We start from the raw sequence: 13,238 nt of genomic DNA on the forward strand, positions 1-13,238 counted from the left end.
CCCCATGATTGCTCTGATCGTCATCAGTTTTCTCCTTTCTGCATTTGCCGTGCAGATCTTCATGCGCCGTGCGCGCCGGCATGCGCGGCGCTACGGCCACGACATGCCGCAGCGCTTTCACAAGGGCCACGTCCCGCGGCTGGGAGGTGCCGGCATTTTTGTAGGCATGGGCGTCGCCTGGCTGGTCGCGGGGGTGCCATCGGACCCCTTCAATGTGTCGTGGCCGCTGAAGGCCTCTGCGCTTACGCTGCTGTGCATCGCCCCGGCCGTGCTCGGCGGCATCATCGAGGATGTGACCCAGCGGGTGTCGGTGCGATACCGGCTCGGGCTCACCATCGGTTCCGCACTGCTGCTGTGCTGGGTGCTCCATCTGGGCGTGTCACGCACCGGCGTCGCCGCCGTCGACGGTTGGATACAGGCCGCTCCCTATGCGGGACTTCTGTTTGCGGCGTTTGCCATTGGCGGCTTGCCGCATGCGTTCAACATCATCGACGGCTACAACGGGCTGGCCGGGACTGTGGCCGTCCTGGTCTGCCTGGCCATCTCGCATGTGGCACTGCAGGTGGGTGACCGGCAGTTGGCCGCCATGGTGATCTGCCTCGTGGGCGCCACTGTCGGCTTCCTGATCTGGAACTACCCGCGCGGCAAGATCTTTGCCGGAGACGGCGGCGCCTACGTCTGGGGCATGGTGATTGCCGTGGCCGCAGTCACGCTGGTGCAGCGGCACCGGGTCGTTTCGCCCTGGTTCCCGATGCTGCTTCTGATCTATCCGGTGTGGGAGACGGTGTTTTCCATCTATCGCAAGATCGCACGGGGGCAATCCCCTGGCACGGCGGATGCTCTGCACTTTCACCAACTGATCTTCCGGCGCATCGTCCGAGTCGCTTTCGCGGATGACGAAGCGCGCCAACTGCTGGCGCGCAACAACCGGACTTCGCCGTACCTGTGGATCTTCGCGGCGCTGACCGTGGTGCCGGCCGTGCTGTTCTGGAACAACACGCCGGTGCTGATGGCGTTCTGCGCCCTGTTCGTGGCAACTTACGTCGCTGCCTATCTGATGATCGTGCGGTTCAAGGTGCCCCGCTGGCTGCGCCCCTGACGTTCCGCCACAATTCAAAGTCTCTTCTCTCCGTTGCTCACCATGACCGATCCCGTGCTCAACATCCCGCCGCGCGACAAGGCCGAAATCCTGGCGCAGGCGCTTCCGTACATTCGCAAGTTCCACGGCAAGACGATCGTCATCAAGTACGGCGGCAATGCGATGACCGACCCTGAGCTGCAGGCTGATTTCGCCGAAGACGTGGTGTTGCTCAAGCTGGTCGGCATGAACCCGGTGGTGGTGCACGGCGGCGGCCCGCAGATCGAGGCGGCACTCAACCGGCTCGGCAAGAAGGGCCATTTCATCCAAGGCATGCGCGTGACCGACTCCGAGACCATGGAGGTGGTCGAATGGGTTTTGGCCGGTGAGGTTCAGCAGGACATCGTGGGCCTGATCAACCAGGCGGGCGGCAAGGCGGTGGGCCTCACGGGGCGCGACGGCGGATTGATCCGCGCCCAGAAACTCAAGATGGCGGATCGCAACGACCCCAACCTGCACCACGACGTCGGACAGGTCGGCGACATCGTCTCGATCGACCCGAGCGTGGTCAAGGCGCTGCAGGACGACGCCTTCATTCCCGTCGTGAGCCCGATCGGCTTCGGCGAGGAGAACGAGAGCTACAACATCAACGCCGACGTCGTCGCGGGCAAGCTCGCCACGGTGCTCAAGGCCGAGAAGCTGATGATGCTCACCAACACGCCGGGCGTGCTCGACAAGGACGGCAAGTTGCTGACGGACCTGAGCGCCCGCGAGATCGACGAGCTCTTTGCCGACGGGACCATCTCCGGCGGCATGCTGCCGAAGATCGAAGGCGCTCTGGACGCCGCGAAGAGCGGGGTGAACGCGGTGCACATCATCGATGGCCGTGTGCCGCACGCCATGCTGCTGGAAATTCTCACCGACCAGGCTTACGGCACGATGATCCGAGCCCGGTAGAACTCGCCCTCGGGCTTCGCTTTGCTCGCCCTTGCGGGCTATGCGTAGCCGTTGGGATTGGCTTGTTGCCAGCGCCAGCTGTCGGCGCACATCTGGTCCACGCCGCGCGATGCACGCCAGCCCAACGTGGCTTGCGCCAGCGTGGGGTCGCCCCAGTAGGCGGGGACGTCGCCGGGTCTGCGTGGGCCGATTTCGTAGGCGATGCTTTGGCCGCTGGCGCGTTCGAAGGCCTTCACGACATCGAGTACTGATGCGCCGTGGCCGGTGCCGAGATTGAGCGTGACCAGTCCGGGCTGCTTTTCCGCATGTCGCAGTGCCGCCACGTGGCCTTCGGCGAGGTCCATGACATGCACGTAGTCGCGCACGCCGGTGCCGTCCGGCGTCGGGTAGTCGCCGCCGTGGACGGCCAGCTTGTCGCGCAGGCCGACCGCCACCTGGGAGACGAAAGGCATCAGGTTGTTCGGCTTGCCTTGCGGGTGTTCGCCGATCAGGCCGCTTTCGTGTGCGCCGACGGGATTGAAGTAGCGCAGCAGCGCAATGCGCCAGGCAGGGTGCGCGCGATGCATGTCACCTAGCGCCTCTTCAACCATGAGCTTTGATCGGCCGTAGGGGTTGGCCGGCCGCAGGGGCGCGTTCTCCGGGATCGGTGAGCGGTCGGGGTCGCCATAGACGGTCGCCGAGGAAGAGAAGATCAACGTGCGAACCCCCGCCGCCTGCATCGCCGCCGCGAGCACGAAGCTGCCATGCACGTTGTTGTCGTAGTAGGTGATCGGGTCGGCCACTGAATCGCCGACCGCCTTGAGGCCTGCAAAATGGATGACACCGCCGACCGGCCGCTCACGAAAGAGCTTGTCGAGCAAGGCCCGGTCGCGCACGTCGCCTTCGATGAAGCGGGGTCTCGTGCCGATGATGCGTTCCAGCCGCTCCAGCACCCGGACGTCGCTGTTGCCGAGGTTGTCCAGGATCAGCGGTTCGTAGCCGGCTGCTGCCAGCGCGACGCAGGTGTGGCTGCCGATAAAACCCGCACCTCCGGTCACAAGAATGGTCTGACTCATAACTATTTGGCGTTCTGCCCCCGTGGAACTACCTGTCGATTCTGCGCGACAAGCAGGGCATGCCCGGTTGGCACGCGCTAACTGGCGTGTGCGAGAATCATTTTTTTACATTTTGCACGCGCCCATGCAGAACGACGAGCAAAGCGCCTCCGACGCGCCAATCAGTTCAGAACCGGCGGCCGTACCGACCCGCAAACGCCCCAAGCCGGGAGAACGGCGCGTGCAGATCCTCCAGGCCCTGGCCGCCATGCTCGAACAGCCCGGAGCCGAGCGCGTGACCACTGCGGCCTTGGCGGCCCGGCTCGACGTCAGCGAGGCAGCGCTGTATCGGCATTTCGCCAGCAAGGCGCAGATGTTCGAAGGCCTGATCGACTTCATCGAACAGAGCGTGTTCACGTTGGTCAACCAGATCGTCGAACGCGACGCCGTGGGCACTGAGCAGGCTGCACACATCGTCGCGATGCTGGTGCAGTTCGCCGAGAAGAATCCGGGCATGACGCGGGTGATGGTCGGCGACGCGCTGGTCTTCGAGAACGAACGGCTACAGAGCCGGATGAACCAGTTCTTCGACAAGATCGAGGCAACCTTGCGCCAGGCGCTCCGCGACGCGGCGGCGGTCGACGGGTCGGCCACGCCCAGCGTCGATGCGCAGGTGAGGGCATCGGCGCTGACCGCCTTCGTGGTGGGGCGGTTGCAGCGCTTTGCCCGTTCGGGCTTCCGGCGCGCGCCTTCCGAGAATCTGGACGCCGCGGTCGCTCTGATGCTTTGAGGTTGGCGGCGGCGCGCCCTCGGCGGCAAAGCTGAGTCGCCCCGAACGGCTGGGGTCAGATCATGCTTTTGCCTTGCTGGAGGACGAAGTCGCAGGCCCTCTTGGTGATTTCCTGCTTGAGCCCGCCGCCGGTCAAGTCCATCTTCTTGCCGTCGCTGCCGGTCAGGATGCCTTGCGAGCCGTCGACATAGCCGCTGTCCGACGCGGGCTTGCCGCCGGGGATCTTGCTCATGAGCTGGTCCTTGACCGAGGATGCGGCGTCGCCGCTCAGATATTTGTTCTTCAGGCAGTATTCGAGAACGCCTGCCGCATTGCCGAGGCTGCCCGATGCCATCGAGCCCAGCGCTGACGATGAACCTCCGCCTCCCGCAAGCCCCTTCAGCGCGTCCAGGCCTTGGGCCTGAACCGAGCCCGTGGCGAGCAGGACGAGAGCGGCGCCGATACTGGCGAATGGGTAACGAGAAATGGTCATATGGGCCTCCTTGGAACGTGAGATTGCAACGACCATAGCTCAAGCCCGTGACGCGACAGCCGCGACATTGAAACAGTTCGTGGGCGCATGCTTCACGCCGGCGATGCGGCCCGCTATCCCTTTCCGGCCGTAATGTCGCGGGCAGAATGGATCATCCAATGCTTCAGGTTCACGCATGAAGACTCCGGCATTGCCAACGCTGCCCACTGGACGTCGCCTGTTGTTCTGGTTGGCGCTGATCGCCGCCCTCACCGCCGCCATCTGGTTCGTGGTGCGCTTCATCAGCCCCACGCCGCCGCGCACGATGGTGATGAGCACCGGCGTGGCCGATGGTGCCTACCACCGCTTCGGACAGCGATACCAGGACATTCTCCGAGCCAACGGCATTGCGCTCGAGTTGCGCCCTTCGAGCGGCGGTGTCGAGAACCTGCAGCGGCTGAATGAGGGTTCGGTTTCGGTGGCCTTCGTCCAGGGCGGCACGGGCGTGCTGGCACTCGACCCCGATGCGTCGCCCGATGCGACGCCACTCCGCTCGCTGGCGACAGTCGCCTTCGAGCCGGTGTGGATCTTCACGCACACGCTCGACCTGTCGAAGGGCCTGGGTGCACTCGCCGGCAAGCGGATCGCAGTCGGCGTTCCGGGCAGCGGCAACTACAAGGTTGCCGTCCAACTGTTGTCGATCTACGGCGTCGTGATGGCGGACGGCCAGCGCAGCGCACCGGATGGCACCACCTTCGTGAGCGAGGGAGGCATGGCGGCCGTGGACATGCTCGACAGCCACCAGATCGACGCGGCCATCATCATCGCCGCGCCCCAGGCTCCGGCAGTGCAGAGACTTCTTGCCGACGGAGCGATGCACCTGGCTTCACTGGAACATGTCGAAGGCCTTTCGCGCCGTTTTCCGTTCTTTCAACCGGTGACACTGAAGCGCGGCTCGGTCGATCCGAAGCGCGATTTGCCTCCCCAAGACATCGAACTGCTGGCGACGACCGCCAACCTGGTCGTGCGGGACGAACTTCACCCGGCGCTGGCCTATCTGTTGCTCGAAGCGGCGCGACAGGTGCACAGGCAGCCCAGCCTGATCAACCGACCCGACGAATTTCCGAGCCCGAGGGCGACGGATTTCCCACTGTCGACCGAGGCGGAGCGGTACTTCAAGCACGGGCGTCCCTTCCTGCAGAACTATCTGCCTTTCTGGGCCGCCAACTACGCGCAGCGGTTCTTGCTGCTGCTGGTTCCCCTGGCCGCCATCCTGGTCCCGCTGGCCCGGCTGCTGCCCGGGCTGGTCAACTGGCGGCGCCAGAGTCGTCTGTACCGTCGCTATGGGGAACTGAAGTTTCTGGAGCAAGATCTGGCGTCGCGCAAGCTCGAAGCCCAAGAGCGGCGAGAAGCCCTCGCCCAGCTTGATCGGATCGAGGACGAAATCGTCCATACCAAGTTTCCGCTCGACTTCACGGACAGGGTCTACACGCTGCGCCAGCACGTCGACTATGTGCGCGCGCAATTGAATCGACAGACCGAAGTTGCCCGAGCGCAAGACCAAAAATCGGGGCTTTGAGCCTGGCCGTCTCGCTCTCCGGAAAGAAAAAAGGCTGGGTCCGCGAACTCGCGGACCCAGCCTTCAGCGTGCCGTCGATGGATTACAGGCCAGCTTGGCGCGTCACCGAAACCTTCGGCTTGTAGTACGCAGCCGGCACCTGGTCGCGGTAGAAGGCGCGGCGGTCGAGGCTCTGCAGCGGGTTGTGTGCTGCGGCCACGGCCTGGGCATGGACCGCAGCGCGGTCGGTGTTCGATGCGACGGCCTGCACGCCGGCATCCGAGCCGTCAGCGTAAGGGTTGCCGCTGCGCGCAGCCACCCTGGCTTCCGCGCTCACGTCGGCACGGCTGTTGGCGGTGGTCAGGGGATGCACACCTTCGTAGGTTTCCGCGTGTGCGGCACCCGCGGCGGCCAGGACGGAGAGAGCGGCCGCAGCGATGAGTTTCGAGGTCTTCATTTCAATTTCCTTCAATGCGTTTGGACGATTTCGAACCGGTCTCGGGGTGAAGTGCCAAGCCCTTCGGGGTGGCCACTTCACTCTGTGCCTTGTTCACCCAGATCAGCTTGTCTGGCTGGTCCGTGGGATGAAGTTTGGGACCAATCGGTAAGTAAAAACCCTTGCATTTGGAAGAACCGCGTCACCCATTTGGAAACAATCAAACGATCGACACCCCCACCTTGCGGCCGGATTCGACGATCTCGCCCCAGGTTGCGTCGTCCAGCCAGATGCCCTCGCGTTCGCGCGCCGCACGCGCCTTGCGCTCGGGCTCGCCGGCGATCTGCACGGCGTCGAAGCCCTCGCCTGGCGGGCTTTGGCGAAGCCAATCGATGAAGGCCCGCGCCTCTTTCTCGAAACTGGCCTCGGTGCCCAGCTTCGCGGGGTCGATCAGCACCGCCAGCATTCCGTTGAGCACAGTGCGCGCGGTGTCGGCGGGACGATGCCAGGTGCCGCCACCGGTCAGCGCGCCTCCGAGCAGTTCGCAGGCCACGGCCATGCCGTAGCCCTTGTGCTCGCCGAAGGTCATGAGTGCACCGAAGAGGCCGTTGCTCTGCGGCACGACGACGACGCCCGGGTCATCGGTCGGAGCGCCGTGCTCGTCGATCAGGTGGCCCGCCGGCACGCGCTCGCCCTTGTTGTAGGCCACGCGCATCTTTCCCTGCGCAACCCGGCTGGTCGCGAAGTCGAGGATGAAGGGCTCGGCGCCCGCGAGGGGTACGCCGATGCAGCAGGGATTGGTGCCGAAGCGGCCATCGCCACCGCCCCAGGGCGCGACCACGGGCCGCGACAGCACATTGACGAAGTGCATCGCCACCAGGCCTCGCGCCGTCGCCATCTCCGCGAAATGGCCGATGCGCCCCAGGTGATGCGCGTTCGCGAGCGAGAGGATGCAACTGCCTTGCTGCTTCGCGCGCGCAATGCCGAGTTCCATTGCCTGCACGCCGACGATCTGCCCATAGCCACGCTGGCCGTCGAGCGCCAGCATCGCACCGGCATCGAGATTTACCTTGACCGAGGCATTCGGCTTGAGACCGCCTTCGACCACCGCGTCCACATAGCGCGGCACCATGCCGACGCCATGCGAATCGTGACCGCTGAGATTGGCGAGCACGAGGTTGGCTGCGACCTGCTCGGCCTCGGCCGGCGTGCTGCCTGCGGCGTGGATGATCGATGAGACCTGCGTTCGCAAGGTCGATGCTTGAAGAGTCTGGGACATAAAGCTTCCTGTTCTGCCTACATGACGGCGCCGACTTGCCACGGCACGAATTCGTTCTGGCCGTAGCCATGCTGTTCGCTCTTCGAATGTTCGCCCGAGGCAGTGGCAAGAACCAGTTCGAAGATGCGCTGCCCCATCTCCTGGATGGACACGGTTCCCTCGACGATCTCGCCGCAGTTGATGTCCATGTCCTCCTCCTGCCGCTGCCAGAGTGCGGAGTTGGTAGCGAGCTTCAGCGAAGGGGAGGGCGCGCAGCCGTAGGCCGAACCGCGTCCGGTGGTGAAGCAGATCATGTTCGCGCCGCCGGCCACTTGCCCTGTGGCACTGACCGGGTCGTAGCCCGGCGTGTCCATGTAGACGAAGCCGTGTGCCGTCACGGGTTCGGCGTACTCATACACCGCTTCGAGATTGCTGGTGCCACCCTTGGCGACCGCGCCCAGCGACTTCTCGAGGATGGTCGTGAGACCGCCCGCCTTGTTGCCCGGGGAGGGGTTGTTGTTCATCTCGCCTTCGTTGATGGCGGTGTAGTGCTCCCACCAGCGGATGCGTTCGACCAGTTTTTCGCCGACTTCGCGCTTGACGGCGCGCCGCGTGAGCAGGTGCTCGGCGCCGTACACCTCGGGCGTTTCCGACAGGATCGCGGTGCCGCCATGAGCCACCAGCAGGTCGACCGCGGCGCCGAGCGCCGGATTGGCGCTGATGCCGGAGTAGCCGTCCGAGCCGCCGCATTGCAGCCCGATCGTGATGTGCGCCGCGCTGCAGGGCTCGCGCTTCACGGCATTGGCGCGCGGCAGCATCTCGTTGATGAGCGCCACCCCCTTCTCGACCGTCTTGCGCGTACCGCCGGTGTCCTGGATGTTGAAGACGCGGAAGTTCTCGCCCTCGCTCAGGTTGCCGGTCGCCAGCCATGCATTGATCTGATTGGCCTCGCAGCCCAGGCCGACCACCAGCACCGCCGCGAAATTCGCGTGCGTCGCATAGCCCGTCAGCGTGCGTTCGAGGATCTGCATGCCCATGCCGCCCGTGTCCATGCCGCAGCCCGTGCCGTGGGTGAGCGCCACCACGCCGTCGACGTTGGGATAGTCCGCGAGTGCCGCCGGATTGGTCTTGCGCGAGAAGTGGTCCGCGATGGCCCGCGCCGCCGTGGCGGAGCAGTTCACGCTGGTCAGCACGCCGATGTAGTTGCGCGTTGCCACGCGGCCGTCGGCACGGCGGATGCCCATGAAGCTCGCCTCGCGCCGCGCGGGCGGCGGCTTCACATCGGCGCCGAAGGCGTAGTCGCGGTCGAAGTGGCCCTTGTCCGGCCCCATGTCGAGGTTGTGCGTGTGCACGTGCTCGCCGGGCGCGATCGGCTTGCTCGCGAAACCGATGATCTGGTTGTAGCGCCGTACTGGCTCGCCTTGTCCGATGGCGCGCACCGCAATCTTGTGGCCCGGTGGAATCAGCCCGCGCGCCGTGACGCTTTCGACCGGCGTGCCGCCGACCAGTTGGCCGCGCGCGATGACAACATCGTCGGCGGGGTGGAGTCGAATGAAGGGATTCATCGTGATACCTCTTAGGATCGATTCAATCGCAGCGCCAGTTCCAGGCCGCCGCGCAACCGGCTTTGCCGGGCCGCCGGCGGCGCCGCCGCGAGGGGGTTGGCGAAGCGACACGCAGTGCGCGCAGCCTGGGGGCGTTTTCTAGAAGAACATTTTGGGCAGCCACAGTACCAGTGACGGCATGTAGGTGATGATCGCGAGACTCACCAGCAGTGGAACCAGCCACGGCAGGATCGCCATCGTCGTGCGCTCGAAACTCAGGCCCGCCACGCGTGCAAGCACGAAGAGCACCATGCCCATCGGCGGATGCAGCAGGCCGATCATGAGATTCAGCACCATCACCAGCCCGAAGTGGATCGGATCGATGCCGAGGTGCGTTGCGATCGGCAGCAAGATCGGCACCAGGATCGTGATCGCGGCCGTCGGCTCCAGGAAGCAGCCGACGAACAGCATCAGCAGGTTCGCCAGCAACAGGAAGACCCAGGCCTCCTTTGTGAAGCCGAGCACCCAGGCGGCGATGTCCGCCGTGACGCCGGTGGCCGTCAGCATCCACCCGAAGATGGAAGCGGCGGCGACGATGAAAAGCACCGTCGACGTCGTTTCGATCGTGTCGAGGCAGACCTTGACGAACATCTTCCAGGAGAGCGTGCCGTACCACGCGAAGCCGAGGATCATGGCCCACACGCAAGCGGCGATGGCGCCCTCGGTCGGCGTGAAGAGTCCGGTGGTCATGCCGCCGATCAGCAGCACCGGCGTCATGATCGGCAGCAGCGCCTCGAACTTGAAGATCCTGTCCAACACGAAGAGCGCCGCGAGCCCGCCGAACACGGTCAGCTGCGCAGGCGCTCCGGCCTTGTCGATGACCACCCACAACAGCAGCGGCCAGCCGACCACCACCGCAAGTTCGCTCAACGCCTTGAACAGCCGCGTGCTCGAAAACTTGACGTCGCCGCCCCACTTGTTCTTGTGCGCAAAGTAGGCGACCGTGAGCATCATCAGGATGGCCATCATCGCGCCCGGCAGGATGCCCGCCAGGAAGAGAGCGCCGACCGACACGTTGGCCATCATCCCGTAGATCACGAAAGGCAGGCTCGGCGGAATGATGGGCCCGAGCGTTGCCGAGGCGGCCGTGACGCCCACTGCGAATTCGGCGTCGTAGCCGTGCTCCTTCATCGCCTTGATCTCGATGGTGCCCAGGCCTGCCGCATCGGCGATCGCGGTGCCGCTCATGCCGGCGAAGATCACGGAGCCCAGCACGTTGACGTGGCCGAGCCCGCCCTTCATCCAGCCCACCAGCGCCAGCGCGAAGTTGTAGATGCGCGTCGTGATGCCGGCGTTGTTCATCAGGTTGCCGGCGAGGATGAAGAAGGGAACGGCCAGCAGCGGGAAGCTGTCGATGCCGCTCACCATGCGGTGGATCACGACGAAGGGCGGCAGGCTGCTCGACAGCAGGATGTAGGCGAGCGAGGCGCCAGCCATGGCGATGGCGACCGGAATGCCGCCGGCCATGAAGACCAGGAAGAAGATTTTCAGCATGGGCGTGGGCTTCCGTTCGTCAGTGGTCGGCCAGGGTGGATTCGGGGCGCTCGAGCACGCTGTAGCCGCGTCGCCAGTGGATGCGCGCGGTCTGCACGGAGCGCCACGCCATCGCGGCAAAGCCGAACAGGCAGAGGCCGTAGACGATGTTCATCGGCAGATCGACGATGGTCATGCGCGTCTGGTTGCCGATCTTGAGCATCATCTGAACCGTCATGACCACGGCCGCGATGAAGAAGAGGACGCGGATCACGTCCACGGCTTTCGACATCCAGCGGCCCATCGCCGCCGGAATGTGGCGGTAGAAGAAGTCGACCTGGATCTGATTGTTCTTCGCCACGCCGATCGCTGCGCCGATGAAGACCACGCCGATGAGCATGTAGCGCGCGACCTCTTCGGTCCAGGCCGCGGAGTCGTTCATCACGTACCGCGTGACGAACTGGTAGAACACCGTGAGCCCCAACATCCAGAAGATCGCGAGCGCGATCCACCCCTCTGCAATGGTGTCCGACAGGTCGACCACCTCGTCCTCCGCATGAAAGTGGCCCTCGTCATCAATGATTTTCTGGTCAGTCAAACGGATCTCCTTGATCAGCCCGCAGGCACTGCGCGGCTACTTCGGAAAACGCCGCGGAACCGGCTCCGCCGGGCCGCAGGTGTTGCCCCCTCGAGGGGGGATTCGGCTACACGAAAGTGAGCAAGAAACGGGGGGTGGGCCCTACTTGATCGCGAGGATGCGGTCGTAGTCTTGTTGGCGGTATCCCTGGTCCGTTGGCTTGGTGTTCTTCAAGACTGCTTCGCGGAACGCGTTCTTGTCGACCGTGATCACGTTGTTGCCCTTCTTCTTGAACTCTTCGGTCAGCCGGACTTCGGAAGCGATGATCTCGCGGCCGGTCTTCTCGGCAGCTTCCTGCATCACCTCGGTGAAGATCTTCTTCTCGTCGGGCGTGAGCTTCTGCCACAGCGGGCCCGAGACAACCGTCAGTAGCGAGTCGACGATGTGGCCGGTGAGCGAGATGTTCTTCTGCACTTCATAGAACTTCTTCGCCTCGATGGTGGGTAGCGGGTTCTCCTGTGCGTCGACCGTGCCGTTCTGCAATGCGAGATAGACCTCGGCGAAGGCGATCGGCGTCGGGTTCGCGCCCAGCGACTTCGGGAAGGCCAGGTAGGCCGGGGCATCGGGCACGCGGATCTTCAGTCCCTTCATGTCTTCGGGCTTGGCGACCGGCTTCGCCGCCGCGGAGGTCACGTTGCGCGCGCCGTAGTAGTTGAGCGCCACGATGTGGTTGCCGCTTTTCTCGTCGTAACCCTTCGCCAGTTCGGCGAAGACGTCGCTCTTGGCGTACTTCAGCAGGTGTTCGGAGTCACGAAAGATGAAGGGGAAGTAGGTGACGGCCAGCGGCTTGTAGGTGTTGCCCGCGAAGCTCGCGCCCGTGAGGATGATGTCCACCGTGCCCAGCGTCAGGCCTTGGTTGATGTCCGATTCCTTGCCCAGGCTCGACGCCGGGAACACCTGGATCTCGTACTTGCCGTTGGTGCGCTTCTTGATCTCCTCGCCCGCCCACACCGAGTACTTGTGAAAGGGCTCGGAGGTTTCATAGACATGCGCCCACTTGAGCTTGGTCTGCGCCTGTGCGAGGCCGAAGGCGCCGAACGTGCTCGCCGCGATGGCGCAAGCTGCGATGGTCTTGATGGCGAAACGTTTGCTGGTCATCGGTTGTCTCCGTTGTGGTTTGAAAAAGAGAACACTGCTGGCGGATCAGGAAACCTTCGCGCGGCGCCAGCTCGCGCTGAATCTCTGGTGCGACTTGTCCATGTGCTCGTGCATCGCCCTGCGCGCGCCATCCGCGTCGTGCGCGGCGATGGCGTCGCGGATGGCTTCGTGCTCGGCGATGGCGGAGCGCCACGACTTCACGGTCTCGAAATACCCGCCGAGCCGCGTGAAGATCGGACCGTTGCGCGAATCCCAGAAGCCCTGCACCGTTTCGGACAGCACGACGTTGCCGCAGGCGTCGACGACCGCCAGGTGGAAGGCTCGGTCGCCTTCGAGCGGCATCACGTTGCGGTCGGCCATCTCTCGCATGGTCTCGATGGCGCGGGTCATGGCGTCCACGTCCCTGCGCTTGCCCATCGTCGCCGCGAGCGCGGCGGTTTCGCCTTCGACCACGCGGCGTGCGCGGATGAGTTCCAGCGGCCCCCACTCGGCCGCCTCGACGGGCTCGGACGCGCGGTGCGACCGATCGAGTACGTAAACACCTGAGCCCGTACGCACTTCGACCCAGCCCTCGACTTCCAATGCGATCAGCGCCTCGCGCACCGAGGGTCGGCTCACGCCGAGCTGCTTCGACAGGTCGCGTTCGGCCGGCAGCCGCGCCCCGACCGCGAACTCGCCACCGGCGATCAGCGCGCGCAGCTGATCGGCGATCTGGCGATAGAGACGACGGGGTTCAACGGTCTGCAGCGGCACGAGATGCGGTAGCGATAGGGCTTAAGGGTTGTCCTGAATTGGACAAGTGGTCAGGCCAATTCAGAATACGATTCGCACCGTCCGTCAGCCATCCGGCGAAACCCTGAATGC

The 13,238-nt window shown here is 64.6% G+C and carries 13 protein-coding genes; 4 read left to right on the forward strand and 9 right to left on the reverse strand.

Annotated elements, in window-relative coordinates; translation table 11 throughout:
* The first annotated feature begins 4 nt into the window (after nucleotides 1–4).
* Both QTI24_RS13410 and argB read left to right on the forward strand, forming a co-directional pair.
* Nucleotides 5–1,099: an MraY family glycosyltransferase gene (locus tag QTI24_RS13410; RefSeq protein WP_286601048.1), complete on the forward strand. Its 1,095-nt coding sequence runs from the start codon at nucleotides 5–7 to the stop codon at nucleotides 1,097–1,099.
* Nucleotides 1,100–1,141: 42 nt separating this feature from the next.
* Nucleotides 1,142–2,035 carry an acetylglutamate kinase gene (gene argB, locus QTI24_RS13415; protein ID WP_286571291.1) on the forward strand — a complete coding sequence of 298 codons (894 nt, stop codon included), beginning with the start codon at nucleotides 1,142–1,144 and terminating at the stop codon, nucleotides 2,033–2,035.
* A 38-nt stretch (nucleotides 2,036–2,073) separates the two neighbouring features.
* Here the strand turns inward: argB and galE are convergent, their stop codons facing one another.
* Nucleotides 2,074–3,090: a UDP-glucose 4-epimerase GalE gene (gene galE / locus QTI24_RS13420; RefSeq protein ID WP_286601050.1), complete on the reverse strand. Its 1,017-nt coding sequence runs from the start codon at nucleotides 3,088–3,090 to the stop codon at nucleotides 2,074–2,076.
* A gap of 124 nt (nucleotides 3,091–3,214) precedes the next feature.
* Between galE and slmA the strand changes: the two genes are divergently transcribed.
* On the forward strand, nucleotides 3,215–3,859 hold the full coding sequence (slmA, locus tag QTI24_RS13425) for a nucleoid occlusion factor SlmA (protein ID WP_286601398.1): 645 nt from the start codon (nucleotides 3,215–3,217) through the stop codon (nucleotides 3,857–3,859).
* A 55-nt stretch (nucleotides 3,860–3,914) separates the two neighbouring features.
* Here slmA and QTI24_RS13430 read toward each other — a convergent pair whose 3' ends face one another.
* The gene (locus tag QTI24_RS13430) at nucleotides 3,915–4,331 is read right to left on the reverse strand and encodes a YjjA family protein (RefSeq protein ID WP_286601051.1); all 417 of its coding nucleotides are present in this window, start codon (nucleotides 4,329–4,331) and stop codon (nucleotides 3,915–3,917) included.
* Between the two features lie 175 nt (nucleotides 4,332–4,506).
* On the opposite strand from QTI24_RS13430, the gene QTI24_RS13435 reads away from it, so the two are divergent.
* Nucleotides 4,507–5,889, forward strand: coding sequence for a TAXI family TRAP transporter solute-binding subunit (locus QTI24_RS13435; RefSeq protein WP_286601052.1), 1,383 nt, complete (start codon nucleotides 4,507–4,509; stop codon nucleotides 5,887–5,889).
* A gap of 82 nt (nucleotides 5,890–5,971) precedes the next feature.
* Here QTI24_RS13435 and QTI24_RS13440 read toward each other — a convergent pair whose 3' ends face one another.
* The 7 genes from QTI24_RS13440 to QTI24_RS13470 form a co-directional block, all read right to left on the reverse strand.
* Nucleotides 5,972–6,325, reverse strand: a complete 354-nt coding sequence (locus QTI24_RS13440) for an alpha/beta hydrolase (RefSeq protein ID WP_286601053.1) — start codon at nucleotides 6,323–6,325, stop codon at nucleotides 5,972–5,974.
* A gap of 199 nt (nucleotides 6,326–6,524) precedes the next feature.
* Nucleotides 6,525–7,583, reverse strand: a complete 1,059-nt coding sequence (locus QTI24_RS13445) for a malate/lactate/ureidoglycolate dehydrogenase (RefSeq protein WP_286601055.1) — start codon at nucleotides 7,581–7,583, stop codon at nucleotides 6,525–6,527.
* A gap of 17 nt (nucleotides 7,584–7,600) precedes the next feature.
* On the reverse strand, nucleotides 7,601–9,127 hold the full coding sequence (locus QTI24_RS13450) for a UxaA family hydrolase (RefSeq protein ID WP_286601056.1): 1,527 nt from the start codon (nucleotides 9,125–9,127) through the stop codon (nucleotides 7,601–7,603).
* A gap of 138 nt (nucleotides 9,128–9,265) precedes the next feature.
* Nucleotides 9,266–10,660 carry a TRAP transporter large permease gene (locus QTI24_RS13455; protein ID WP_286601057.1) on the reverse strand — a complete coding sequence of 465 codons (1,395 nt, stop codon included), beginning with the start codon at nucleotides 10,658–10,660 and terminating at the stop codon, nucleotides 9,266–9,268.
* A 19-nt stretch (nucleotides 10,661–10,679) separates the two neighbouring features.
* Nucleotides 10,680–11,237 carry a TRAP transporter small permease gene (locus tag QTI24_RS13460; protein WP_286601058.1) on the reverse strand — a complete coding sequence of 186 codons (558 nt, stop codon included), beginning with the start codon at nucleotides 11,235–11,237 and terminating at the stop codon, nucleotides 10,680–10,682.
* Nucleotides 11,238–11,378: 141 nt separating this feature from the next.
* Nucleotides 11,379–12,374 carry a sialic acid TRAP transporter substrate-binding protein SiaP gene (locus QTI24_RS13465; protein WP_286601059.1) on the reverse strand — a complete coding sequence of 332 codons (996 nt, stop codon included), beginning with the start codon at nucleotides 12,372–12,374 and terminating at the stop codon, nucleotides 11,379–11,381.
* A gap of 45 nt (nucleotides 12,375–12,419) precedes the next feature.
* The gene (locus QTI24_RS13470) at nucleotides 12,420–13,127 is read right to left on the reverse strand and encodes a FadR/GntR family transcriptional regulator (protein WP_286601060.1); all 708 of its coding nucleotides are present in this window, start codon (nucleotides 13,125–13,127) and stop codon (nucleotides 12,420–12,422) included.
* Nucleotides 13,128–13,238: the final 111 nt, after the last annotated feature.

Origin of the sequence: Variovorax sp. J22P240, from assembly GCF_030316855.1 — a bacterium.
Classification (GTDB): domain Bacteria; phylum Pseudomonadota; class Gammaproteobacteria; order Burkholderiales; family Burkholderiaceae_C; genus Variovorax.

Excerpts from the sequence above, each read along its gene's own strand:
- QTI24_RS13435 (WP_286601052.1), top strand. The coding sequence starts at position 4,507 with ATGAAGACTCCGGCATTGCCAACGCTGCCCACTGGACGTCGCCTGTTG.
- QTI24_RS13440 (WP_286601053.1), bottom strand. The coding sequence starts at position 6,325 with ATGAAGACCTCGAAACTCATCGCTGCGGCCGCTCTCTCCGTCCTGGCC.
- QTI24_RS13430 (WP_286601051.1), bottom strand. The coding sequence starts at position 4,331 with ATGACCATTTCTCGTTACCCATTCGCCAGTATCGGCGCCGCTCTCGTC.
- argB (WP_286571291.1), top strand. The coding sequence starts at position 1,142 with ATGACCGATCCCGTGCTCAACATCCCGCCGCGCGACAAGGCCGAAATC.
- QTI24_RS13445 (WP_286601055.1), bottom strand. The coding sequence starts at position 7,583 with ATGTCCCAGACTCTTCAAGCATCGACCTTGCGAACGCAGGTCTCATCG.
- QTI24_RS13410 (WP_286601048.1), top strand. The coding sequence starts at position 5 with ATGATTGCTCTGATCGTCATCAGTTTTCTCCTTTCTGCATTTGCCGTG.
- slmA (WP_286601398.1), top strand. The coding sequence starts at position 3,215 with ATGCAGAACGACGAGCAAAGCGCCTCCGACGCGCCAATCAGTTCAGAA.
- QTI24_RS13455 (WP_286601057.1), bottom strand. The coding sequence starts at position 10,660 with ATGCTGAAAATCTTCTTCCTGGTCTTCATGGCCGGCGGCATTCCGGTC.
- QTI24_RS13450 (WP_286601056.1), bottom strand. The coding sequence starts at position 9,127 with ATGAATCCCTTCATTCGACTCCACCCCGCCGACGATGTTGTCATCGCG.
- galE (WP_286601050.1), bottom strand. The coding sequence starts at position 3,090 with ATGAGTCAGACCATTCTTGTGACCGGAGGTGCGGGTTTTATCGGCAGC.
- QTI24_RS13465 (WP_286601059.1), bottom strand. The coding sequence starts at position 12,374 with ATGACCAGCAAACGTTTCGCCATCAAGACCATCGCAGCTTGCGCCATC.